This is a genomic window from Blautia sp. AM23-13AC, assembly GCF_003435675.1.
Taxonomy (GTDB): Bacteria; Bacillota; Clostridia; order Lachnospirales; family Lachnospiraceae; genus Fusicatenibacter; species Fusicatenibacter saccharivorans.
The window spans coordinates 201,894-226,069 of record NZ_QTUL01000001.1; the positions used below are offsets into that span (position 1 = coordinate 201,894).

26 protein-coding genes are annotated in these 24,176 nt (G+C 49.4%); 3 read left to right on the forward strand and 23 right to left on the reverse strand.

Annotated features, from left to right (window positions below):
- Positions 1-2: 2 nt before the first annotated feature.
- The 4 genes from DW642_RS00915 to DW642_RS00930 form a co-directional block, all read right to left on the reverse strand.
- Complete coding sequence (locus DW642_RS00915; protein ID WP_117508990.1) at positions 3-761, reverse strand: pseudouridine synthase; 759 nt, start codon at positions 759-761, stop codon at positions 3-5.
- Entirely contained in the window at positions 758-2,131 is a 1,374-nt protein-coding gene (locus DW642_RS00920; RefSeq protein ID WP_117509156.1) for an RsmB/NOP family class I SAM-dependent RNA methyltransferase, read from the reverse strand. The genes DW642_RS00915 and DW642_RS00920 overlap by 4 nt, the downstream gene beginning before the upstream one ends.
- A 24-nt stretch (positions 2,132-2,155) precedes the next feature.
- Complete coding sequence (locus tag DW642_RS00925; protein WP_055218019.1) at positions 2,156-2,968, reverse strand: GTP pyrophosphokinase; 813 nt, start codon at positions 2,966-2,968, stop codon at positions 2,156-2,158.
- A 158-nt stretch (positions 2,969-3,126) separates the two neighbouring features.
- A complete protein-coding gene (locus tag DW642_RS00930) occupies positions 3,127-4,587 on the reverse strand; it encodes an aminoacyl-histidine dipeptidase (RefSeq protein ID WP_082424449.1) in 1,461 nt (486 codons plus the stop codon).
- A 76-nt stretch (positions 4,588-4,663) separates the two neighbouring features.
- Between DW642_RS00930 and DW642_RS00935 the strand changes: the two genes are divergently transcribed.
- Positions 4,664-5,614 carry a nucleoside recognition domain-containing protein gene (locus tag DW642_RS00935; RefSeq protein WP_055265191.1) on the forward strand — a complete coding sequence of 317 codons (951 nt, stop codon included), beginning with the start codon at positions 4,664-4,666 and terminating at the stop codon, positions 5,612-5,614.
- Here the strand turns inward: DW642_RS00935 and DW642_RS00940 are convergent.
- From DW642_RS00940 to DW642_RS00955, 4 genes are read right to left on the reverse strand one after another with little or no spacing between them, the layout of a single operon-like run.
- Positions 5,588-6,211 carry an ATPase gene (locus tag DW642_RS00940; protein ID WP_117508991.1) on the reverse strand — a complete coding sequence of 208 codons (624 nt, stop codon included), beginning with the start codon at positions 6,209-6,211 and terminating at the stop codon, positions 5,588-5,590. The two genes, DW642_RS00935 and DW642_RS00940, sit on opposite strands and share 27 nt — an antisense overlap.
- Before the next feature lie 11 nt (positions 6,212-6,222).
- A complete protein-coding gene (coaD, locus tag DW642_RS00945; RefSeq protein WP_022461888.1) occupies positions 6,223-6,735 on the reverse strand; it encodes a pantetheine-phosphate adenylyltransferase in 513 nt (170 codons plus the stop codon).
- Positions 6,732-7,310: a 16S rRNA (guanine(966)-N(2))-methyltransferase RsmD gene (gene rsmD, locus DW642_RS00950; RefSeq protein ID WP_022461889.1), complete on the reverse strand. Its 579-nt coding sequence runs from the start codon at positions 7,308-7,310 to the stop codon at positions 6,732-6,734. Before rsmD ends, coaD begins: the two co-directional genes overlap by 4 nt.
- A 40-nt stretch (positions 7,311-7,350) precedes the next feature.
- Positions 7,351-7,752, reverse strand: a complete 402-nt coding sequence (locus DW642_RS00955; RefSeq protein WP_022461890.1) for a methylglyoxal synthase — start codon at positions 7,750-7,752, stop codon at positions 7,351-7,353.
- 296 nt (positions 7,753-8,048) lie between these two features.
- Between DW642_RS00955 and DW642_RS00965 the strand changes: the two genes are divergently transcribed.
- On the forward strand, positions 8,049-8,270 hold the full coding sequence (locus DW642_RS00965; protein WP_022461891.1) for an alpha/beta-type small acid-soluble spore protein: 222 nt from the start codon (positions 8,049-8,051) through the stop codon (positions 8,268-8,270).
- Between the two features lie 112 nt (positions 8,271-8,382).
- On the opposite strand, the gene DW642_RS00970 is transcribed toward DW642_RS00965, so the two are convergent.
- From DW642_RS00970 to DW642_RS00985, 4 genes are all read right to left on the reverse strand, one after another.
- A complete protein-coding gene (locus tag DW642_RS00970; protein WP_117508993.1) occupies positions 8,383-8,901 on the reverse strand; it encodes a DUF6465 family protein in 519 nt (172 codons plus the stop codon).
- A gap of 263 nt (positions 8,902-9,164) precedes the next feature.
- Complete coding sequence (gene recG, locus DW642_RS00975; RefSeq protein ID WP_117508994.1) at positions 9,165-11,219, reverse strand: ATP-dependent DNA helicase RecG; 2,055 nt, start codon at positions 11,217-11,219, stop codon at positions 9,165-9,167.
- An 18-nt stretch (positions 11,220-11,237) separates the two neighbouring features.
- Positions 11,238-12,917, reverse strand: a complete 1,680-nt coding sequence (locus tag DW642_RS00980; protein WP_117509157.1) for a DAK2 domain-containing protein — start codon at positions 12,915-12,917, stop codon at positions 11,238-11,240.
- Between the two features lie 24 nt (positions 12,918-12,941).
- Positions 12,942-13,298 (reverse strand): Asp23/Gls24 family envelope stress response protein, encoded by a 357-nt coding sequence (locus DW642_RS00985; protein WP_022461895.1) that lies wholly within the window; start codon positions 13,296-13,298, stop codon positions 12,942-12,944.
- Positions 13,299-13,542: 244 nt separating this feature from the next.
- On the opposite strand from DW642_RS00985, the gene rpmB reads away from it, so the two are divergent.
- Positions 13,543-13,728, forward strand: a complete 186-nt coding sequence (rpmB, locus tag DW642_RS00990; protein ID WP_022461896.1) for a 50S ribosomal protein L28 — start codon at positions 13,543-13,545, stop codon at positions 13,726-13,728.
- A gap of 393 nt (positions 13,729-14,121) precedes the next feature.
- Here the strand turns inward: rpmB and DW642_RS15945 are convergent, their stop codons facing one another.
- The 11 genes from DW642_RS15945 to ruvA all read right to left on the reverse strand — a co-directional run bounded on the left by DW642_RS15945 (position 14,122) and on the right by ruvA (position 24,109).
- Positions 14,122-14,268: a hypothetical protein gene (locus tag DW642_RS15945; RefSeq protein ID WP_167622772.1), complete on the reverse strand. Its 147-nt coding sequence runs from the start codon at positions 14,266-14,268 to the stop codon at positions 14,122-14,124.
- Between the two features lie 6 nt (positions 14,269-14,274).
- A complete protein-coding gene (locus DW642_RS00995) occupies positions 14,275-14,679 on the reverse strand; it encodes a GerW family sporulation protein (protein ID WP_022461897.1) in 405 nt (134 codons plus the stop codon).
- Between the two features lie 3 nt (positions 14,680-14,682).
- The gene (locus tag DW642_RS01000) at positions 14,683-15,666 is read right to left on the reverse strand and encodes a DUF2953 domain-containing protein (RefSeq protein ID WP_117508995.1); all 984 of its coding nucleotides are present in this window, start codon (positions 15,664-15,666) and stop codon (positions 14,683-14,685) included.
- Positions 15,663-15,992, reverse strand: coding sequence for a hypothetical protein (locus DW642_RS01005; protein ID WP_022461899.1), 330 nt, complete (start codon positions 15,990-15,992; stop codon positions 15,663-15,665). The genes DW642_RS01000 and DW642_RS01005 overlap by 4 nt, the downstream gene beginning before the upstream one ends.
- Entirely contained in the window at positions 15,976-16,452 is a 477-nt protein-coding gene (locus DW642_RS01010) for an NUDIX hydrolase (RefSeq protein ID WP_117508996.1), read from the reverse strand. The genes DW642_RS01005 and DW642_RS01010 overlap by 17 nt, the downstream gene beginning before the upstream one ends.
- A 203-nt stretch (positions 16,453-16,655) precedes the next feature.
- Entirely contained in the window at positions 16,656-18,122 is a 1,467-nt protein-coding gene (locus DW642_RS01015; protein WP_226906863.1) for a peptidoglycan D,D-transpeptidase FtsI family protein, read from the reverse strand.
- Positions 18,070-19,584, reverse strand: a complete 1,515-nt coding sequence (locus tag DW642_RS01020) for an FtsW/RodA/SpoVE family cell cycle protein (RefSeq protein ID WP_117508997.1) — start codon at positions 19,582-19,584, stop codon at positions 18,070-18,072. The genes DW642_RS01015 and DW642_RS01020 overlap by 53 nt, the downstream gene beginning before the upstream one ends.
- 26 nt (positions 19,585-19,610) lie before the next feature.
- Positions 19,611-21,824: a U32 family peptidase gene (locus tag DW642_RS01025; RefSeq protein WP_117508998.1), complete on the reverse strand. Its 2,214-nt coding sequence runs from the start codon at positions 21,822-21,824 to the stop codon at positions 19,611-19,613.
- Between the two features lie 57 nt (positions 21,825-21,881).
- Positions 21,882-22,313, reverse strand: a complete 432-nt coding sequence (gene zapA / locus DW642_RS01030) for a cell division protein ZapA (protein ID WP_055226374.1) — start codon at positions 22,311-22,313, stop codon at positions 21,882-21,884.
- 130 nt (positions 22,314-22,443) lie between these two features.
- On the reverse strand, positions 22,444-23,454 hold the full coding sequence (ruvB, locus tag DW642_RS01035; protein WP_022461905.1) for a Holliday junction branch migration DNA helicase RuvB: 1,011 nt from the start codon (positions 23,452-23,454) through the stop codon (positions 22,444-22,446).
- Positions 23,455-23,494: 40 nt separating this feature from the next.
- Positions 23,495-24,109 carry a Holliday junction branch migration protein RuvA gene (gene ruvA / locus DW642_RS01040; protein WP_117508999.1) on the reverse strand — a complete coding sequence of 205 codons (615 nt, stop codon included), beginning with the start codon at positions 24,107-24,109 and terminating at the stop codon, positions 23,495-23,497.
- Between the last annotated feature and the right edge of the window lie 67 nt (positions 24,110-24,176).

Below are 24,176 nucleotides of genomic sequence, written 5' to 3' on the forward strand. Positions count from 1 at the left end.
CTTTACTTTCCTTTCTGTGTTTCGGCGTCCGCTATGCCAAGCGCCGCTTTTTCTTTCTGCGTCAGGAGACGGGCACTGCCCTTTTGCAGCGCCGGATCAAGTTCCAGGCTCCCCATCGACAGCCGTTTCAAATAGACGACCGTTTTTCCGACCTTCTCAAACATGCGCTTGATCTGGTGGAAGCGGCCCTCACAGATGGTAATGCGGATCCGGCTTTCAAAAATGCCAGGCTCTTTTTCTGTCGTTTCCAGAATGGTAAGCTCGGCCGGAAGTGTCGGTTTGTCGTCCCCAATGTCGAGCCCTTCGGCAAATGCCTGCCGATCTTCTTCTGTCACTTTTCCGTCAATCACGGCCTCATACACTTTCGAGACATGCGATTTCGGAGAGAGCAGCCGGTGGGAAAGGGCTCCGTCGTTCGTAATCAGCAGCAGCCCTTCGGTGTCCTTGTCGAGCCGTCCGACCGGAAAGAGGTCTTTTCTTGCCGCACCACTTAAAAGATCGAGTACGGTCCGGTCACGGCGGTCCTCCGTCGCAGAGACGACACCCGCCGGTTTGTGGAGCATCCAGTATTCCATTTTCACATAGGAAATGCTGTTTCCGTCCACAGTCACCTGCGCTTCATCCGGGTCGACTTTCAGTTCCGGGGCTTTTGCCGTAATTCCGTCTACGGCCACCCGTCCCTTCCGGACCAGGGCCTTTACTTCCTGGCGTGTTCCCACACCCATGTCCGCCAGATATTTATCGAGTCGTAATTTACTCATACCATCCGCCATCCTGCATAATATTTATTCTTTAACGTTCCGTTGTTTATTTTTCCCCAGCCAAGTGGGAAATCATCCAGGCACACAAGCACCCAGTCCTTTTTCCCCTGACACTCTTCCTCGGAAAACGAGAGTGTCTCACCCTTTAAGTAGCGCATGACACGGTCATCTCCCTTGGGAATGGTCAAACACGAAACGTATTCTTCTTTTTTCAGATACGCCGCCAGCGCCTGGGACGGCTCGAAGCGGTTTTTCTTAACGGTGCCAAGCGAAAGTCCGGTCCGCAGATAGCGCAGACCCTTTGCCGCACAGACACCTTCCGGCAGAAAATAGAGCTGGTCTTTCACAAGGGCAAACGAACCATTCTTCCAGTCCATGCGCACGCCAGCAAGAAACTCTTCCGCCTCTTTCGGCAGCTTCTTTGTCGTTTCCAAAAGGCGGGAAGGCTGCCGTTTCCGGCTCTCTCCCTGCTTTTTCAGGAGCGCCACGAAATGGCCTTCTCCCTCCATCCGCTGCGGGAAAATATGAACGCACCGGGAAAGATCGCGGCCATTCACGGATACTCCCGGCGCAAACCCTTCGTAACCCGGGGTAATTTCCTGCACTTCCATATCCGGATGCGCATCCAGCAGCCCTGCGATGACCTCTTCGTTCTCCTTTACAGAAAACGTACAGGTAGAGTACAGCAGCTCTCCGCCCTCTGCAAGCATCTGATACGCCTGCTCGATCAGTTTTTTCTGGATCGGCACATAATGCTCCGGCCCATTTTCACTGTAGTAGCGCAGCATTGAGCTCTCTTTTCGGAACATGCCCTCCCCAGAGCACGGCGCGTCAAGAAGGATCTTGTCAAAAAAGGCCGGATACAAGGTTACTAGTTTTTCCGGATCCTCGCTCGTCACGAGAAGACGTCCAACTCCCTGGATTTCCAGGTTGCGCAGCAGCGCCTTCGCCCGCGAATTGCTGATATCGTTTGCCAGCAGCATGCCGCCCTCACCAATCCGGCTTCCCAGCTCCGTTGCCTTTCCGCCCGGTGCCGCACAGAGATCGAGCACACGGTCATCCGGCTCAATTGGAAGGCGGGATGCCGGTGTCATCGCACTCGGCTCCTGCAGATAATACAGGCCCGCATAGTAATCGGCATCCTTTGCCGGATTGCAGCTCTCTTCATCGTAATAAAATCCATTTGGGATCCACGGAACCTTCTTAAGCGGAATATCGGTCCGCCTAAGAAACTCTTCTGTCGAAATTTTTCCGTTGTTTACCCGCAGTCCTCTATGTACCGCCTCGTCAAATGTCTTGCGGTATGCCTCATATTCTTCCTCACCGAGCAGCTGTTTCATCTCCTGCTCAAAGGCTTCCGGCAGTGTGATCATATCCGTTTATCCCCTTTTGTTCTAAAGTTCGTCTGTAATTGCCTGTGCGCGGTATCCCTCTGCAATCAGATCCAGTTCTTTGTGGAACCGTTTTAACTCCTGCAGATCGTTCTGCGCATAGATGTGATAAAACTCATCCTGAATTTTTTCTACTTCGCGTTTGTTCGTCACCTTGTAAAGATTCTCGATATTATTCAGGATATCCGTGATCAGATTCCGCTGTATCTGGGAGGAATTCTGTGCATCCATAATCTCACTCCGCACAGAGGACATCTCATTATCCAGCACAATAATCGCCTTTGCAGCTGCGCTTAAGCGCTCCCGGATGTGATCCGGAATGTTTGCCTTATATTTGTACTGCAGCGAGTGCTCAATCGTCGCCCAGAAATCCATCGCCATCGTGCGGATCTGGATTTCCACCTGGATGCGCTTCGGGCCGTTCATCGTCTCCACGGTATAGTAAACAATGAGGTGATAGCTCCGGTAACCGCTGTCCTTCATGTGGCGGATGTAGTCTTTCTCGCTCTTAATCTCAATATCCGACCGCTTCTGGATCAGGTCGGCAACCTTTTCGATATCTTCAACGAACTGGCAGATGATGCGGATGCCCGCGATATCCTCCACCTGCTCCTCCATCTCTTCGGGCACAATGCCCTTTCTCTGCATTTTTTCCAGAATACTGGAAACACTCTTCACACGGCCGCTCACGCTCTCGATCGGTGAGTACAGCCCTTTTCCGTGGTGCTCCTTGATCAGATGCCGGAATTTCACCTGTAATTCCTTGACAGCCAGCTCGTATGGTTCCAGAATCTCATGCCATAACAGTATATCCATGTCCCCTAATCTCCTTTTTTGCTCCTGCTTTCAGCCATTTTTCTTATCGGATGGTAAACGCTTTGGAAATTCAATCCCCACCCTGTTACTTTATGCCTGTCTTTTCTGTTTTATGACTGTTTTTCAGAAACTTTTTTGAAATAGACACGGGCAGTTTTTTATGCCTGCCGTTTCGAAAGCTGCTCCAGAACGCGGCACAGGTACTGATACGTTCTCTCCACGGAGGAAATCGAAAGCCGCTCCTCGGTCGTGTGAATTGCTTTCATGTTCGGGCCGAAAGATACACAGTCAAGACCGGAAAGCTTTTCATAGAACAGACCGCATTCCAGTCCGGCATGAATCGCTTCCACTGCCGGTTTCTGTCCATACATGGCTTCATATTCCGCCACCATCAGATCGCGGAGGGCAGAATCCTCTTTATACTCCCATGCCGGGTACGCGCCCTCTACGTGGAACTCACCGCCCAGGAAACCGATCAGATACTCCAGCTTGTCGGAAAGGGCTTCCTTTGCACTTCCCACGGAGCTCCGCACACTTGCACACGCATGCAGGTGATCCGGCTCTAATTTCAGAATACCGAGGTTCAGGGATGTTTCCACCAGTCCCGGGATCTGGCCGCTCATCTTCTGTACCCCGTTCGGAAGATTCATCAGGAAAAAGACGGTTTTCTGCAGGCTGACCGGATGAAGCGCCGGTGCAGCGCCCTCGCCTGTTTTCTCTACCGTAACGGTAATACCGTCATCTGTTCCGCTGTACTCTCTGCAAAGATTTTCGGTGAAGCGTGATGCTTCCTCTTTTAAGATCTCTTTCTCTCCGCCGTCGATGGCAAGAAGCATGCGGGTTGTCCGCGGAATGGCGTTGTCTTTTAAACCGCCCTCCAGCTCGATCAGGGCATAATCCATCTTTCCTGCCAGTTCGTACAGGAAACGGCCCGCCAGAATGTTGGAGTTGGCACGGTTTTTGTGGATTTCCGTACCGGAATGGCCACCGGCAAGACCGGAAATCGTCACTTCCATCTGCTCACCCATCACTTCGCTTCTGCGCACCGGCAGATCCATCATGGCTGTCATACCGCCTGCGCATGATACGGTGAGAATGCCTTCCTCTTCAGAATCCATATTTAACAGTGTTCTTCCCTTTAATTCATTCCCGTTTAATGCTGCTGCGCCGAGCAGTCCGATCTCTTCATCCGTCGTAATCAGTGCCTCGATGGCCGGAAGCTGCAGATCATCCGATTCCAGCACAGCCAGCATATAGGCAACGGCAATTCCGTCGTCTCCGCCAAGCGTCGTGTCCCTGGCATAAATCTCATCGCCGTCGATGTGAAGCTCAAGGCCGTCCTTCGTAAAATCGTGGCTGCTGCCCGGCTTCTTCTCGCAGACCATATCGCAGTGGCCCTGCAGAATCACGGTCGGAGCCAATTCACATCCCTTCGATGCCGGGCGGCGGATGACCACGTTGTTGGACGCATCCTGATACCAGGATAATTCATGGTCCCTTGCAAACTGAACCAGATAGTCGCTCACTTCTTTTGTGTTTCCGGAGCCGTGCGGAATGCGGCAGAGCTCTTCAAAATAATAAAATACCCGTTCCGGTTTTAATCCTGCTAATACGCTCATTTTTTCTTCTCCCATCTTCTTTTTTTCAAAGCTTCATCATACTCTATTTTAGAAAGCGGGAGGAGGTTCGAACGTCATGAAAAAATCACTTTTATTTCTCTCTTCCCTGCTTCTTTTTTTCTGTCTTCTTATCTTTCCCGCGCGGACTTTTTTCTATGCCTGCGAGGGTGTCAATCTCTGGTTTCATACCATTCTTCCGTCACTTCTGCCGTTTCTGATTCTGACATCTCTTCTTCTGGAAACAGGAGCCGCGCGGCGGATCTCTGCCCGTGCAGAAGTTTTTTTTCAAACGGTTTTCGGTCTTTCCCCGGCTGGGTTTTATGCACTTTTTCTCGGTCTTTTCTGCGGTTTTCCCATGGGAGCGCGCATCACTGCCCAGCTCTATGAGGCAGAAGAAATTGACCGGAACGAAGCGTGCTATCTTTTAACCTTCTGCAGCAGTCCGAGTCCTGCTTTTCTGTCTTCCTATGTTATCTTAACTGCGTTTTCCGGACAGATCCATCCCGGGTTCGTCTTCGGCGTGCTCTACGGTTCCAATTTTCTAACTGGTTTTCTGTTCCGGCTTGTTTTCCGCCGCTTCCGCCTGCACCGGCACACCGCCCATCGGACACATTCCGTGGAAAAAAAAGAGATGTCAAAACAGACTTCCAAAGGAAACCTGCTGGACACCTCTATCATGAACGGATTTGAAATCATTACACAGCTTGGCGGATACATCATCCTGTTTTCCATTCTGTCCGGACTTCTGATGGATCTGCATCCGTTTGGTTCCGCCTCGCCCCTGCTCTGCGGCGTGCTGGAAATCACGACGGGAATCGCACAGCTTGCCGCGTCCTCTCTTCCTTACGCCGGAAAAGTCTCTGCTATCCTTACCTGCGCCGCCTTCGGCGGTCTCTCTGTCGCTGCCCAGACAAACTGTATGATCCATAACAGCGGTCTGCCCCTCTGGCCTTATCTTGCCGGGAAGCTCTGCTGTGCTGCTTTCGCAGGAACGCTTGGTTTATTCCTCTTCGCTTTCCTCTTCTGATGCCGGATCATATTCCGGTACGACAACTTCTTCCTCTGGCTGCTCTTCTTCCGGAGCACCCTGCGGGGAGAGCTCACTTCTGTTCTGAACAACGGTATTGTAGCAGCTTGTCAGGGATTCTACAAAGCTGTTGTATTTCTCTCCTGCATCGTTTAATGCAGTCGTCATAATATTGCTTAAGTTGGCAAGCATATCATCGGTATATCCGATGGCACCGAGACGGATGCTGTTGGCATCGTTGGTTGCAGCATCCAGGATTTCCTGTGCCTGCTGGTTTGCATTGTTGACGGTCTCATTTGCCTGTGCGTATGCTGTCTGCATCACTTCACTCTGCTCTACCATCTCTCTTGCCTTTGCCTGTGCCTCTGCAATGATGGCATCTGCCTTGTTCTGTGCGTCTGCCAGAATCGCATCTTTGTTGCTGATGATCTTCTGGTACCGTTTGATCTCGTCCGGTGTTTTCAGACGGAGCTCACGGAGAAGCTCTTCTAATTCTTCTTTATTTACAACGATTTTGGTGGTAGACAGCGGCTGATATTTACAGCTCTCTACATACTCCTCAATTTCTTCGATGATCTGTTCAATTCTGCTGCTCATTTTAATTCTCCTTATCTTTTATCCTGCGGCATTCCTTCTGAATTTCGGGCGGCATATTTTGCGCGGATTTCTTTTTCCACAAAATCCGGAACAAATTTGTGAATGTCGCCGCCAAAAGCAGCTACTTCTTTTACTACCGTGGAGCTGAGGTACGCATACTCCAGCGAGGTAATCAGAAACGTGGTATCTACTTCCGGTTCCAGAACGCGGTTCGTCTGTGCCATCTGCAGTTCATATTCAAAGTCTGTGATCGCGCGGAGTCCGCGGACGATCGTATGCGCCTGGCATTCCTTCGCAAAATCAACAGCGAGCCCGCTGAAAGAACGGACTTCGACATTTGGAATGTCCTGGGTCGCTTTCTTTAGTATATTAACACGTTCTTCCACAGAAAACAACGGAGATTTTGAGGAATTATGTAAAACTCCCACGATTACGCAGTCAAAAAGCTTGGATGCACGCAGAATGACATCCAGATGACCATACGTTACAGGGTCAAAAGTTCCCGGGTATACGGCTGTCTTCATGATTCTTTTACTCCTTCGTGTTTGCTTTTCGGGGTAAGGAATACATGGACATTTGTCTTATAGATTTTTTTCTTCAGAATTTCGTATCCGGCATCCTCCGCCCAGTCGAAATCAGTATTCAGCGATGCTTCTACAATAATTAAGGTATCCTCACCGATAAAAGAGGCGTCGCGGAACGCATACAGCACGTCCTTTTCCAGTCCCTTATCGTATGGCGGGTCCATAAAAATGCAGTCAAAAGGCTCCTGTCCCTGAAGCGACTGCAGAGCTGCATGCGCTTCCATGGGCAGGAGCACTGCCTGCTGTTCCAGCTTCGTAAATTTTAAATTCTGCCGGATACAGTCTGCTGCAGCTTTGTTCTGCTCTACGAACCACGCGCGCTCGGCGCCGCGGCTCAACGCCTCGATTCCGATCGCCCCGCTTCCGGCGAACAGATCGAGAAAACGCGCATCCGGCAGATACGGCTGAAGCATGTTAAATAAGGTTTCTTTGATCCGGTCCGTCGTCGGCCGGGTCTGTCTGCCGGGAACCGTCTTTAATGGAAGACTCCGGCATTTTCCTGCTATTACTCTCATGTTGGTCTTATTTTCGTCCTTACTGTTTTTGTTTGATGGATCAGTCGGCTTTCAACTGCTCTCTCCAGTCCAGATCTCCTCTTGCAAGTCCCAAAATCAGAGACTCCGCGGTTCCGATATTTGTTGCAATCGGGATATTGTACTGGTCGCAGGTACGGATAATTTTGTAGACATCCGGCTCTTTCGGATTGATCATCGTCGGATTGTAAAAGAAAATTACCATATCCATATCGCCGCGTTCAATCATCTCGGTAAACTGTTTGTCTCCGCCTACGCTTCCAGGCAGAAACTTGTGTACATGAAGGTTCGTCACCTCTTCAATCCGCCGTCCGGTGGTTCCGGTGGCGTACACCTCATGTTTCATGAGGATTCCCTTGTATGCAATACAGAAATCCTCGATCAGACTCTTCTTGCTGTTGTGTGCTATGATTCCAATATTCATTACTGCAAACCGCCCCTTCTCCTGTTTTTACTACCATGTACAGCAATTATAACAAATTTATTTTCAATACGCAATTCTTTTTGTGAATTTTTTACACAGTTTTTATATTTTTTTCTGCCGTTCCATTTTTCCTTCTTCTTTTACTTTCTCCGCTTTTCCGGAAAAAATACAGAATCTGGAAGTTTATTTTTGTTTTCTTTCCACATACTATGACCGTAGCAGAACAGATGAAAAACACATCCGGATCTGCTTCACAGCAGCTTTTAACAAGCACAAAGATAAAGGAGGGAATGAACATGGCGAATCGTTCATCGAATACCGCAGCAGTACCAGAAGCAAAAGGCGCTCTGGACAAATTCAAATTTGAGGTGGCAAGCGAACTCGGCGTGCCGCTCAGTGATGGCTACAACGGTAACCTGACTTCCAAACAGAATGGTTCTGTCGGAGGTTATATGGTCAAAAAGATGATTGAGCAGCAGGAACGCCAGATGTCCGGCGGTTCTTCTGGCCAGTACTAATCATCCCGGTATAACATCCTGATGCCGGAACAGGCATCAAAAAGCGTGAGCTCTTTTCTTTTCGGAAAAGCTCACGCTTTTTTCTTGCTCCTGCAGAGCTGGTACATAATACTTACAGATCAATGCTTCCGGTTACATCATCATTGATTACGTAGTAAGCAGTAAATTCCTCCGGTTTTACATAAACCTTCAGGCTCTTTAATTCTTCTGCTTTCTTGCCATATCCTTCGATCCAGATCTGCTGGATTCTCTCGTACAGATCTTTCTCCTTGATTTCTCTTCCGCCGAACTGCAGAATCATCTCCTGCTCCGCTTCTTTCTTTGCTGCTTTTGCAGGTGATTTTTTCTCTGCCGGCTTTTTCGCTGCTGCTGGTTTTTTCGGTGCAGCCGCTTTCTTTGTCGTTGTTTTCTTTGCTGTTGTGCGGGTTGTTTTTGCAGCTTTTGCTGCCGGTTTTTCTTCTGCTTTTGCAGGTGCTTCCTCTGCTGCTGCAGTTTCCTTTACAACTTCTTTTGCAACTTCTTTTACAGCTTCTTTCTCTGCTGCGGTTGTTTTTTCTGCTGCTTTGGTCTCTACTTTTACTGTCTCGTTCTCTGCTGTCTTAGCCTGGGCAGCTGGTTTTTTCTTTACCATATCTGTTTCCTCCCATTTGGACCGGCCCGGTATATTTTGGAAGAGCCGTCCTGCGAACTATCATTCAGGCGAACGCTTGACACTCACGGTCCGCACATTTTTTGATTCCTTGTTTATGATACATGAATTTTTTTGGCATTTCAAGTAATATCTGATTTCGCACGAATTTTCCACGAAATTGTACAGTCATTTTCCATACTATCCAATCAGGCTGTTACTTTTATCCGATTTTGCATTTTAAAGCCGGATTTTTTTGTAATTTTTCACAATCCAATGTCGTGGTTTTCCAGATCAAGATACGATTTCATTACCTTTTTCAGCAGTTCATGCTCCGGTTTTTCAAAATAAGGATCGTCGGCAAGCAGTTCTGAAGCCGCCTCACTCGCTTTCTGCAGGATATCGGCATCCCGGAAAATATCTGCCATCTGGAATTCCATATCCCCGCTCTGGCGCGTTCCCAGCAGATCGCCGCTGCCGCGCAGTTTCAAATCTTCCGAAGCAATATAAAACCCGTCGTTCGAATGGTTCAGGATTTCCAGACGTTTGGCGGTCTCCTGATCTTTGTTTCCGCGGATGAAAATACAGTAGGACTGATGCTCTCCTCTTCCGACACGTCCGCGGAGCTGATGGAGCTGTGCAAGGCCGAACCGTTCGGCATTTTCCACCATCATCACCGTCGCATTCGGCACGTTGACACCGACCTCCACGACTGTCGTCGAGACGAGTACCTGGATTTCTCCGCTGGCGAACCGCTCCATGATCTCGTTTTTCTGCGCCGCCTTCATCTGTCCGTGCAGCATCTCTACTGTGATGCCCGGCAGCTCTTTTTTCAGGAGCTGTGTATAGTCGGTGACGTTTTCCGCTTCCAGACCCTCGCTCTCCTCCACCATCGGGCAGATCACATACGCCTGACGGCCCAGTTCGACCTGACGCGTGATAAAGCGGTAAGCTTTTGGACGGTAAGACGTATCCACCACACAGTTTTTGATCGGCAGACGCTTCGCCGGAAGTTCATCAATCACAGAAATCGAAAGATCTCCGTACAGAATGATAGCCAGGGTTCTTGGAATCGGCGTTGCACTCATAACGAGAACATTCGGCGGTTCCCCTTTTTCAGCAAGTGCCGTTCTCTGCCGGACACCGAAGCGGTGCTGTTCGTCTGTGATGACAAGCGCCAGATTTTTGTACTGTACCTTTTCCTGAATCAGTGCATGTGTGCCGATCACCATTTTGCAGCTTCCGTCTTCCAGACTGGCATAGATTTCCCGGCGTTCTTTTGCTTTCGTGGATCCAGTCAGAAGGCGGGGATTGTATTCCGTCAGATTGTTTTCTTTCAACAGAGTGCAGAGCGATTCATAATGCTGCCGCGCCAGAACCTCCGTCGGAACCATCAGCGCCGATTGGTAGCCGTTCTCAGCTGTCATAATCATTGCAAGGAATGCCAGAATCGTCTTTCCGCTTCCGACATCTCCCTGTACCAGCCGCGCCATGCGGGTATGGCCTTTTAAGTCCCGCTCCAGTTCGCCCCACACGCGCATCTGTGCATTCGTGAGACGGTACGGCATATTTTCGATGACTTCCTCTGTCTTCCAGACGGCGCGGATCGGGAACACATTGGTAATTCCCTCCGTCTGCTCTTTTAACTGCCGCAGGGACAGGATGAAGAGAAAAAACTCTTCGAACACAATTCTGCGCCGCGCCGTTGCCAGATGCTCCTGGTCTTTTGGAAAATGAACCTCATGGAGGGCATAATTGATTTCACAGAGTTCATACCGGGCACGGATTTTCTCCGGCAGATAGTCCTGCGCAGGTGCGCATCGTTCCAGCACCTGTGCGACGGCCTTGCTCACCATCTTGTTCGTGAGACCGGCTGTCAGCCCATAAACCGGCTGAAGACTTGCCAGAAGCTCATGGTATGCGGCAGGAGTGAAGATTTCCGGCTGCTCCATCACGAGACGGCCTGATTTTTCCTGTATCTTTCCGCGGAAGATAAAAACACTGCCTTTCTTCAGCGTGCTCCGCAGAAACGGCATATTAAACCAGGTAAGCTGCAGCCGCACCGGCTCCTCGTAGAGTTCCAGGACAACGACGCTCTTTCTCTGGTTTCCTTTTACCGACGGACTGTGGACAATTCTTCCGTATACCGCATTCTTTTCCTCTTGTCTGCATTCGCGAAGGGGAACCGGCTCTGCATAGCAGTCATAATCTCTTGGATAATAATGCAGAAGCTGCTGCAAATTGTAGATTCCTACTTTTGCAAACAGCTTCTCCGTTTTTTCACCGATCCCCTTCAGTGTTGTCAGGGGTTCCGTATTCATATTTTTCTTTCCTTACTCTTATTCAACCGAAACGACACAGTAGTAAATCGGCTGTCCGCCATAGTTTACTTCCACATCGCAGTCCGGATATGCCTGCTCGATTTTTTCGCCAAGGCTTTCGGCATCTTCCTCACTCATATCTTCACCGTAGTAGATGCTGATCAGCTCGCTGTCCTCATCGACCATGGCGCGGATGGTTTCTTCTGCAACGGTAAGAATATCCTGTCCGACAGCGAGAAGTCCGTGATCGCCAAGTCCCATGATGTCGCCCTGATGGATCTCTTTCTCATCGATGTGGGTATCACGTACCGCGTACGTTACCTGACCGGTTTTCACCATCTGGATGCCCTCTGTCATGGCCTCCTCGTTCTCTTCTGCAGATTTCTCCGGCACATAGCTGATCATGGCTGTGATGCCCTGCGGAACGGTTTTGGTCGGAACAACGATGATATTTTTGTCCTCAGTCATGGCTTTTGCCTGATTTGCTGCGAGGATGATATTTTTGTTGTTCGGCAGAATAAAGATATTCTTTGCATTGACCTTCTCAATTGCAGTCAGCATATCCTCGGTGCTCGGGTTCATGGTCTGACCGCCCTCGATCAGGTAATCAACACCGAGTCCCTGGAAGATCTCTTTGATTCCCTCTCCGATGGACACGGCAATGAATCCGTTCTCCTTCGGCGGCTGTTTTGCTGCTTCTTTTCTCTTCTTATCTTCCTCTGCCTGCTGTGCTGCGATCTTTTCTGCGTTCTTGATCAGGCGCTCCTGATGCTCCTCACGCATGTTGTCGATCTTCATTCTGGTCAGCTGTCCGTACGTCAGCGCCTTGGAAATTGCTTTTCCAGGATCGTTGGTATGTACGTGTACCTTAACCAGCTCATCGTCTGCAACGAGAACGATCGAATCTCCGATTCCATTCAGGAAATCTTTGAATGCATAAACCGCTTCATCCGGAAGCGGGTTTTCCAGCATAATGATAAACTCGGTGCAGTAGCCGAATTTGATTTCTTTTTCTGTCTCTTTGGACGGTCTGACAAATTCTGTCTTTGCTTCCGGCATCTCGAAATTCAGATCAATCTCTTTCCCGAGGAACGCGTCATATGCGCCCTGCAGTACGGTTAAGAGACCCTGTCCGCCGGAATCCACAACGCCTGCCTCTTTTAATACCGGCAGCATCTCTGGTGTCTGGGAGAGCACGTACTCTGCATGCGCGAGAACGTCCTCGATGAATGCGTTCAGATCTTCGCTTTCCGGTGCAAGCTCTGCTGCTTTCTCTGCTGCTCCCTTTGCCACGGTCAGGATGGTACCTTCTTTTGGCTTCATAACGGCTTTGTATGCAGTCTCGACTGCTTTTTCCATTGCCTCTGCAAGAATCTCTGCATTCAGCTCTTGATAGTCGCGGATCTTCTTGGTAAAGCCACGAAGGAGCTGGGAAAGAATAACGCCAGAGTTACCTCTGGCACCGCGCAGAGAACCGGAAGAGATTGCCTTGGAAAGGTTGTACATGTTCACTTCTGTGAGCGAGTTTACTTCCTTGACTGCGGACATGATCGTCAGCGTCATGTTGGTACCTGTGTCGCCGTCCGGTACCGGGAACACGTTCAGCTCATTGATCCACTCTTTCTTTACTTCCAGATTTTTTGCACCAGCCAGAAACATTTTTGCCAGTAAGCCGGCATCAATTGTATTTGTAGCCACTTTCTTCATTTCCTCCTATTACCATCAGTCGATGACGCGAACGCCTTCAACCAGGATGTTGATTTTTTCAATTTCCATTCCGGTGAACTCTTCCACCTTGTATTTCACATTATTGATCAGGTTATCTGTTACGGCAGAAATACTGACTCCGTAAGAAACAATCACGTGGAAATCCAGGGAAATTTTATTTTCCGAAATCGATACATTGATTCCGTGTGTCAGACTCTCTTTTTTCAGAAGTTTGACCAGTCCATCTTTCATGTTTACCGCTGCCATTCCGACAATGCCGAAGCACTCCACAGCAACGCTGCCCGCATACAGGGCGATTACATCCGGATTGATTACGATTTCTCCCAAGCCTGTATTCATACGACCTTTCATGCCTTGTATCCTCCAATTCCATCATACTATTCAAAACACATGGAGACAGGAATAACTGACTCCACTCTACGATACATTATAACCGCTTTTCCGCAAAAAAGAAAGTTTAAAATGAAAAACCTTCAAAATTCATATAATTTTTTCATTTTTTACTTGCAAAACCGGTATAGATCTGTTAGAATGACTTATGTTGTGAGTCTAAAATGCGTTTTGACTCAAGTACGTATGTCAAGGAGGTGCAATCATGGCAAAGTGTGCAATTTGTGAGAAGGGTGCTCATTTCGGAAACAACGTAAGTCATTCACATAGAAGAAGCAATAAAATGTGGAAATCTAACGTAAAATCTGTCAAAGTTAAAGTTGACGGTGTACCGCAGAAAATGTACGTATGTACTTCCTGCTTAAGATCCGGAAAAGTAGAGCGTGCATAAGTTGAATGGTTAAAAGGCCTTTCCAGTCCGGGAAGGCTTTTTTGCTGTTCAAAAATAGAATTAAGATTTTAAAAAAAGTTCTGGTAAGAGCAAACAGGACATAAGTTTTCGCTTATGCCCTGTTGTGCTCTATTTTTTATATTTTAAAAGGGAGAAAAAAATAGCGTGGTCTCTTAAGCTGAACCTGCCAACGATCCATATGCTTAGCAAAAGAAAAAGAGCATCCTACCGAAACTTTCGTTCTGGTAAGACGCCCTCGTCTTGATCTATGATATTAGTATAGTTGGCTGATTCATTTAAGATGGACTTATTATAGCGCAGCTTTCTTCATTTTGCAAGTATTTCTCTGTACAAATCAGCCAGTTCATTTCCGATCTTTTTGTGCATCTTTCACTATTCCCCTGTATTGCAGAACAGATGATATCCCACGCACAGCAGCAGAGCGGCCGCAAGAACCGTAAGAAATGAGCTGCGGATCATCAGGCTGATGAGAAGCCCGACCCCCATCCAAAACAGCAGAAAACCTAAAATTCTGCACAAACGAGCTTACTCCTTATCCGCCTCTTGGTTTATTATATGCTCTACTTTCTCTGCGGTATACCCGTCCTCTTCCTTTTTGCCGGTAAAGCGGCTGATCAGATCCGGAGCCATGTCAATGATTTTGGTGACAGCATCCTGGTTTTTGATGTTGACCAGACGCGTTCCGTTTTTGCTGATGACAAGAACGGCGCTCGGAGAAATTTTTCCGCCCATACCGCCTCCTGCATTGTTCTTTGCATTTTCTGCGAATGCACCCGCTCCCACGCCGAAGGAAACGTCTACCAGCGGCAGAAGAATCGTATCATCAATGTGGATCGCCTCACCTACGACCGTCTTTGTTGTGATAAAGCTGTCCATTCCACGGAACAGTGCTTCTACGGTATTCTGAAATGTGTTGTCCTTTTCTGCCATCTTTTAGGCCTCCTTGTGTTTGAAATGTCGTATGGTTTTCCGAAGATTCTGATCCCGGAATAATCGAAGTGCAATGCCGGCTGCTGTCACAGCCTGAAAACTTCCTTTCATCCGGACATCGCCCTGGAGAATTTCCTGTTCGAAATCCGGCTGGATGGAAAGGTCTTTCGGCAGTTTTCCATAAATCATACCCAGAATGCCGAGTGTCTCTCCGGTCAGTGCCGGATCGTCAAATCCGAACCGGACTGTGCCGGTTACTTTTTTCGGTGCTGCTTTCTTCAGGAAATAAAGCACTTCTTTCTTTGCATGGAGCAGCGCCTCACGGAACATCTTCGAACGGAAGAATTTTTTCACACTCTCCCACTTTCTTTTTAACCGTCTGCCTGCCTGGATTTTCTGCTCCAGTTTTTCAAGCAGACGGAACGGAAGTTCCAACAGCCGGAAAGCTGTCTGCAGCAGACGGCTGGCAAGATTCAGCAGTTTTTCCGGAAGATATTCGATCCTTCCGAAAAACCGTTCCAGAATGCTTTTTTTCGGCGCATCCGGTTCCTGCTCTTGCTCTGGCTGCTCCTTCTGTGCTGTCACCTTCTGCTGTTTTTCTGTCTGGTCCGGTTCTTTCTGCTCTGCTGTTTTTTCTGCTTCCGGCGCATTTTCTGTCTCATTTTCCTCCGTCCGGGGCACGGACGCTTCTCCCCGGCGGATCTTTTTCAGCCGCCGTTTCCATGTTTCCAGTGATGCCCCGAAAAGCAGAATCTGCGCCTCCGGCTTCTGTTCCTCATACGAGGCCGTCAGCGCGACAGCTCCGAAAAGCCACGATACTCTTCCGCTCGCTTTTACGCAGGCAAATCCCTCTTCTTCTTTCAGAACCTGCGCCCGGTAGCAAAAAGGAAGAAACAGGACGGTGCAGACGATAAGAAGCACGAGAAACAGTAAAACAAGGAGTAAAATCCCCAGTGCCTTCAAAATCATGAATAGTATATGTATCATTCACATCCCTCAATCCGGTTCAGCAGCCATTCCCGGATTTTTACTTCTCCGGTTTCCCGATAAGTTTCCAATGCGATCGCCTCCACAAGCTCAAAAGCTTCCTCGCGCGACACGGCAAGTCCGACAATCATCGGACAGTTTCTCCGCACGGCCGGCTGCAAAAGCAGATCCGCCGGAATTACATCCAGATTGTTCTGCTGATTGGAAGGCAGTGTGAGGAGCCAGACTCCCGGAACTGCTTTTTTGTTCTCAATCCGGCGCATCCATTTTTTCTGTTTCTTTTTTGCAGTATCCCCGACGTACAGATTTTTATACCAGTTTACCATATTTTCCCTGAGCCTGTGGCTGAACCTTCCATAAATTTGCTCTCTTCAGTTCCAGATACTCCTGATAGGCCTTTTCCAGAATCTGCCGTTCATTGGAAAACTTCAGCAGATGATATGCTTCGTGATACTTGTAATAGCCCGAATCCACAAAGTATTCTTCTCTCTGTGGACGGCTGTAGTAGCCGGATGAGACCATCAGATACCAGTGCACCTCTTTTTCCACGGTGTCCTCCGGAATGCTGAAGCTGTACTGGCTTTTTCCCACGTACTTGATGATGGTGCCGTGTACGCCGGACTCCTCATATACCTCGCGGACAGCAGTCTGTTCATGGGTTTCTCCCGGCTCAACGGTTCCTTTCGGCAGAACCCAGCCTTCATATTTGTTGCGGTAGCTTTTGTAAAGCGTCAATATTTTTCCACGGTAGATTACGATACCTCCGCAGCTTACTGCTTCGATCATACGTTTTAAGCTCCTTCTGGCTTTTTCCATTCCCTGACAGCTCTTTTCTTCCCGCTTGCCGCCAGATCTTCTGTTAAAAAGTATACCTCTTTTCCCGCCCCCGCGCAACCTTAAAACCGCATCCTTTTTCTAACATTTTTCTAAAAATTCAGAAAACGCGCCCGAACCCATCCTTTCCGGTTCGAACGCGTTTTTTTCATCGTTTACTGCTGTGCATAATATGCTTCAATTACCTGTCTTGCAATCGGTACAGCGACTTCACTCGAATATCCGCCGTTTTCTGCCACAACAGCAATGACAATATCAGGATCATCCGCATTGGAGAATCCGACAAACCAGGAATGCGGTGTCTCTCCGTCGCTTCCGTGTTCTGCGGTTCCTGTTTTACCGGCGATATTGTACGGCAGATCCGAAAGTGAAACTGCAGTTCCGCTCTGGACAACGCCTTTCATCAGCTCTGTCAGCGTATTGGCTTCGCTCTCGGACATTACCGTGCCAAGAGACTCTTTGTAAAAGGTTTTGACTGCCTGTCCGTCCGCAGACACAATGTTGTCCACATAACGCGGTTTGATCATTTCTCCGTCATTTGCAACCGCGGAGGCGATCAGTGCCATCTCCATCGGTGTTACCAGCGTATCACCCTGGCCAATGGAGGTCTGCATCACAAGAGCATCCGCCGTTGTCGAATCAAGGTCGAAAGAACTTTTGCTGGTCGGAAGCTCCAGATCCAGACGGCTGTTCAGATACAGGGAATCCGCCAGCGAGCGGAAGGCATCTTTATCCAGCCCAAGGCCAATCTGTGCAAAGGCAGAGTTGCACGAATGTGCAAACGCACCTGCAAAATCTTCCGGTCCATGCACTTCACCGCCGGAGCAGTGAATCGTATAGTTTCCTGCTGTCAGCTCACCGTCACAGTCGAACGAAAAACCGTCCAGTGTGCCGTTCTGACGGAGATACGCAAGCGAAGTAACAATCTTGAACGTAGATCCCGGCGGATATCTTCCCTGCAGACCGCGGTTCAGAAACACGCCGCTCTCATCGTCTGCGTTCAGTGCCTCCCAGTCCTCATCAATCGTATTAGGATTAAAAACCGGATTGCTCACATTGGCAAGTACACGGCCCGTTTTTGCCTCCAGCACGACAACTGCACCGCGGTATCCGTCCAGTGCATCGGCCGCGGCCTGCTGGAGTGTTGTATTCAGCGTTGTATAGAGACTGTCTCCCGGGTTCTTCGCATCGCTGAATTCATTCTTTACCTGCTTTAACTTACTTGTATGGGACTCCATCAGCATATAGTTGTAGGAAGATTCGAGGCCGCTGTTTCCTTTTCCCGTGTAGCCAACCACCTGCGCAAACAGGCTGCCGAACGGATACGTTCTTACCTCATCCCCGTTTTCATCTGTCGTCGTCTTTGCCAGTTCCTGGCCGTCCGCAGAATAGATTGTTCCGCGGATCACGCGCTCTGCATAGTTATTCTGTCTCGTATTGTAAGAACTATTCAGAAATTCTTCTTTCCGCACGACATTAAAGTAAACGAGATACGCGATCAGCCCAAGAAACATGGCCACGAACAGGAACGAAACGATCAGATACGGCCCTGCGCCGTTGTTTGCCGCCTTACCAGTGGAGGCTGTTCTCGGTCTGCTCTTCGATCCGCCGTTCGAATTCATCCGGCTGCTCGCGGTACTTCTGGCGGGTTCCCTGTCCGTCGTTCCGGCTGCCGCTCTTCTTTCGTCTTTCGGTCTCTTCGTCCGGGCGTCGTTTTTTCTTGGCGCCTGGGTCGTTTTTCTGCTGGTTTCGTTTCTTCTTGTTTTGTCTTTTCTCAAGCTCCTCACCTTCGTCTTCCCTTAAGATGTACAATCCCTGAATGATCGACAGCATCAGCACCGTGGAGAACATAGAGCTTCCTCCATAGCTGACCAGCGGCAGCGTGATACCTGTCATAGGAATAAATTTAATGGTTCCTCCGATGGTGAGGAACACCTGTGTCGCATATTCCGTTCCAAGACCCATGGCAATCAGTTTGTAGAACCGTTTGCTCATCTTCATGGAAATATTGATAATCAGAAGGAATGTGGACATGCACAGCAGAATCAGGCAGATTCCGAAGATAATGCCCATCTCCTCACAGATCGCACAGAAAATAAAGTCTTTCGTTGCAACCGGGATAATGTCAGGCCGTCCCTCGAAAAGGCCGGTTCCGAACCATCCGCCGGAGCACATGCCGAAGAGTCCCTGTGCTAACTGGCTGCTGATATCCCAGTTTCCGATCGGATCCTGCCAGAGTGCCACACGGTTCCGTACATGGGAAAACAGGAAATACGCCACAACGCAGGCGGCACTCATTCCCGCAAGTCCCAAAAGCGGATATCTGGCTTTTCTCGTTGCCACATAGATTACAACCACGTACGCCATAAAGAAGACGAACGCAGTTCCAAGGTCGGTGGATGCAACAAGGATCAGCACATGAACTGCCGCAACGACCGTTGCTTTCACAACGTTTCCAAAGGAATTATCCTCGCGCAGCATGCCTGCCATAAAGAACACGAGTGTGATCTTGGCAATCTCGGAGAGCTGGAACGTAATGCCGTGGATTTCGATCGACAGCTTCGCACCGCCGGAAGTAAAGCCAAGCACCATAACGACGGAAAGCATGGCAATTCCGAGCACAGCGTAAATCCAGGTCAGATTTTTCAGAAACTTGCCCTTTCGGACAATGACCGGAATGATGAAGCAGAGCAGTGTGGATGCCGCCAGAATTTTGTACTGGGACATCGCCTTTGACACGCTCAGTCTCGTCAGAATAATCATGCTGATCGAGAGCAGCATACACATGTTGTTTACCAGGATCATCGATGCCTTCCGGTAAATCAGGCGGTACAGGATCTGTACGCCCAGGATATACGCCATCGTGAGCAGAAACATCTGAATCGTTGATACTTCGCCTTCCTGCAGGAACATCACGAAGAAACAGATGAAATTCATCAGAATGATCATGATGATCTGCCGCATCAGAATGTAATGGCGCTCATCCTCATCCCGCTCTTTGAGTGCAGCAAACGACTGCACGGTAAAACAGATCATGAGGAAGGTAATCACATATTTTGATAACTGAACAATGGTATTTTCCATAAATTCCCCTTATTTTTTCTCACCGTTTACTCTACTTTCCGGCGGAAATGGCCTTTGGTATATTCCTGTTCGGCCGGAACTGCGATTCCTTTACAGTACGTTCCAGCAAACGCAGCGGCGATTTCTTTTGTCTCCTCCAGTGTCTCGATGGTAAAATTCAGCCGCACCGCAGCCGGATGCATGGACCGGATCTCATCGGCTTCTTTTACCAGGCCGAGCGGAAGGCTGTTGTAGATCACACTGTAGCACGAGGTGCAGTAACTCTTCACCGGGAAGTATTTTCCCATCCGGTCTTTTAAGCGTACCAGAGAATAACTGTGATTGCAGCCGTTCAGGTTCTTCTGGACACACTGGGCGGAAACCATCATCGGAAGGTAGCCGTAGACCACCATTTCGCTGTTCGTATTGTCACGTTTTCCGATTTCCCGCTCGTTCAGCTCATACGGAACGGTATCACGCTGCACGCCCTGCTCCTGCCAGAATGCCTGCGCACGGCTGTTGTACGTGTAAACGCTGTAATCGAGCCGGATATCCTTTTCCATTCCCATCTCTTTCAAAAATGAAAAGCTTTCGAGATTGCGGATCAGGAAACCGCCAAGACCGATCTCCTTCAGACAGCGGAACGTGTCGCGGTATTCCTTCAGATCGCCTTCACGCACAACGTGCGGCAGCATCAGATAAACCTGTTTTCCCAGTTCTTTCGCCTGCAGGATTCCTTTTTCCGCCTGTTCTTCGAAGATTTCCCGTTTGAAGCATCCCATGCCGGCGTAGATCGTCGTGATCTCCGGAATCTCGAGCAGCGCATTCCACTGGGCTCTCGTCTCGGCAGATGCGGTCAGCTCCATTTTCTTTTCTGCCCTGTTCTCCTGGTCCGGTTTTCCAGATGCTTTTGCTTCCTGTTCCGGCTTTTCCGCTGCTTTTCTGCGGTATGGCTCTGTCATCTCTTTCACCAGCTGGTCCGAAACGCCTCTCCGCAGCTCGTTTAACGTCTGCATCGGCACGAAACAGTTGTCATCCATACAGACATCGAGTTCTTTGAAATAGAATGGTGTCTCGCCTGTCTTTTCCAGCTGTGTTTTTACGCGTTCCTCTGTCAGCGGCTGCTTCTTTGCCGGTTCTACCATGCCCGCCTCTGCTGTTACGCTGTATTTTCCGCTTTCTGCACTTAAGAACGCCGGCTGGCCCGGATACAGGGTCAGAAAGCCGGAAATCGGCTCTTTTGCCTCAGTCTCGATATAATCTCTCTGGATCTCATAAAAGAGCTGCTCATTTCTGCGCTGTTTCTTTTTATTTTCCTGCTCTTTTTCGTTCTTCAGCGCCATCATATCGCGTCCGTTTCTTACGGTATAATAGCTTTTGTTGAAACCGTCACGGTTATACAGCTCATACAGCTTTTTCATGTCCTCCGGCAGAACGTGGAAACGGGACGGCTTTTTTTCGTACAGATCGAGGTATTTGCGGTAAATGCTGACAACGCCCGCTGTATACTCCGGCTTTTTCATTCTGCCTTCGATTTTGAGGGACATAATCCCGGATTTTACAATCTCCGGCAGCAGTTCTACCGTACACATATCCTTCGGGCTTAACGGATAGCGGTCGCCCGGCTCCCCCATGCGGTGGTTGTCTTTATCGTACGCTTCGTACGGCAGACGGCACGGCTGCGCGCATCTTCCGCGGTTTCCGCTTCTCCCGCCGATCAGGCTGGAAAAAAGGCACTGTCCCGAATAGCAGTAGCAGAGCGCCCCGTGGACGAAGCATTCAATTTCAAGGTTGGTCGTCCGGTGGATTTTCTGGATCTCCGCAAACGAAAGCTCACGGGCTGGTACCACACGCGTCGCGCCAAGGCTTTCCAGGAAACGCGCTCCCGCAGATCCTGTCACTGTCATCTGTGTGCTCGCATGAATGTCGAGATCCGGGAACCAGGAGCGGACCGCCTTTAAAACGCCCATATCCTGGACAATCACGGCATCCAGTCCCTGCTCATAGTACGGACGCAGATACGGATACAGTTTCTCTTCCAGTTCCTCCTCTTTTAAGAGGGTGTTGACCGTCAGATACAGTTTCCGGTTCCGCAGATGGACGTAATCGATGGCTGAGAGAATCTCCTGCTCATCCAGATTTTTTGCATACGCTCTTGCGCCGAATGCGGCTCCGCCGAGATAGACGGCATCCGCACCGGCGGAAACCGCCGCTTTTAACGCTTCCATCGAACCGGCTGGTGCTAATAATTCTGTCTTCATCTTTATCTCCTAAAAACGGGCGATTACCTGTTCCGCAATCCCCCGTTTTTCCTTCTTTTACGCTTTTAATAAATCTTCCAGATCCTTATTTGCCTTATCAAGCTGCCGCTGCAGTTCTTCCATCTCGCCGCGCACATGTTCCAGCTCGATTCGTTTCTCTTCCAGCTCTTTTTTCAGATCGCCGGCCTGGATTTCCGCTGCGATCAGATCGTGCTTCATATCGTAGGTTTCCCGGTCTTTGGCTTCCATATCCTCTTCGAGGGTATCTACCTGGCTTTTTGCTTTGAAATAGTCGTCTGCAATGTTCAGTGCAAGCAGTGTGTGCTTCGTATCCACCGACAGGCGGTTGTATCCGGCTGACTGGGAAAGTTCGCTGATCTTCTGATTCAGATAAGCAGCTACTTTCTGCAGATATTCCGGGCTCTCATAGCCTCCCAGTGTGATAATTTTTCCATCTATTAAAACCTGTGTTGTATTTTTTACAGCCATTCTTTTGCTTTTCCTCCACTGAATTTAACCGGACCAAACTTCCGGCTAATATAACCTATCATATACCGAAAATGGAAGAAAAACAACCTTTTTCTGCAAAAAGCGACAGAAAATGAAAGATTCAGGGCTTTTACTCTTCGATCTTACGCGGTGCCTCCAGCCCCAGGTGGTGCCAGGCAAATTCCGTTGCCACTCTTCCGCGCGGAGTGCGGTTGATAAATCCGGATTTGATCAGGAACGGCTCGTAGACATCTTCGATGGTGCCGGCATCTTCTCCAATCGATGCTGCCAGGGTATCGAGTCCCACCGGACCGCCCTGGAACTTTTCCATAATGGTGGTAAGAAGCAGCCGGTCAGTCTGATCCAGTCCGTAACGGTCTACTTCCAGCAGATCGAGAGCAAATGATGCGACCTCTTTTGTGATTCTTCCATCGTATTTCACCTGGGCAAAGTCGCGGACACGCTTTAAAATCCGGTTTGCCAGACGCGGTGTTCCCCTGGAACGGCGCGCCATCTCAAGCGCTCCCTGCGGGTCCACCTCCACATTCAGTACTTTTGAGGAGTGCAGGATAATGTTGGCCAATTCTTCCTCCGTGTAAAATTCCAGATGGTGGATGACACCGAACCGGTCGCGGAGCGGGGCAGTCAAAAGACCTGCACGCGTTGTTGCGCCGACCAGCGTAAACTTCGGCAGATCCAGGCGGATCGAGCGCGCCGAAGAGCCTTTTCCGATCATGATATCAATCGCAAAATCCTCCATCGCTGGGTAAAGAACCTCCTCGACCTGGCGGTTCAGGCGGTGGATCTCATCAACAAACAGGACGTCGCCCTCCTGCAGATTGTTGAGGATCGCTGCCATCTCACCCGGTTTTTCGATCGCCGGGCCGCTCGTTACCTTCATATGGGTTCCCATCTCATTTGCAATGATGCCCGCCAGCGTTGTTTTTCCAAGTCCCGGAGGGCCGTAAAACAGCACATGATCGAGAACATCACTTCGCTGTTTTGCTGCTTCAATATATACTTTCAGGTTCTTTTTCGTCTTTTCCTGTCCGATGTAGTCGTCCAGGTGCTGGGGACGGAGCGAACCTTCGATTTTCACGTCCTCCTCGAGAACGTCAGTTGTGATAATTCTTCTTTCCATCGTTATAAGGTTTCCTTCTTCCACAATTTAGGACCATCTGCTAAAACATATGCTTCAATGCCGCTTTCAGCACAGCCTCGCTGTCCATGCCTTCGGTGATTTCGACTTTCTTTACTGCCTGCAGTGCTTCCGTTCCGGAGTAGCCAAGCGCAGTCAGCGCCTGTACCGCATCCTGGAAGGCATCCGGTTCGCCTGTCTGCCGTACCGCCGCAGCCGCCTGATTTCCTGCCAGCTTCTGCTCGAACGCTTCCTGCAGGTCGAATTTGTCTTTTAATTCCAGAATCAGCTTCTGCGCGGTCTTCTTTCCGATGCCCGGTGTTTTGGCAATCGCCTGGACATCTTCCGAGAGGACGGCAAAGCGCAGATTGTCTGCAGTAAGCGTGGACAGCACCGCAAGCGCCGCTTTTGGTCCGATGCCGCTTACGCCGATCAGCATACGGTATATTTCAAGATCTTCACGGGACAGAAAGCCGAATAGGGAAATTCCGTCTTCCCGCACACTCATATGGGTATATATCTTTAACTCTTCTCCCTCCCGGATGCCTGCGTCGAACATACTCGCTGGAATATTCAGCTCATAGCCGATTCCATGGCTTTCGAGAATCATTTTTCCTTCCGAAAGAGAATCTACAGTTCCTTTGATAAATGCAATCATGTTTTTCCTCCAAAGCGCCGTTTTCTTTTTTCGAAAGCGAACGCACATTCTATTATAGCAGAACTTT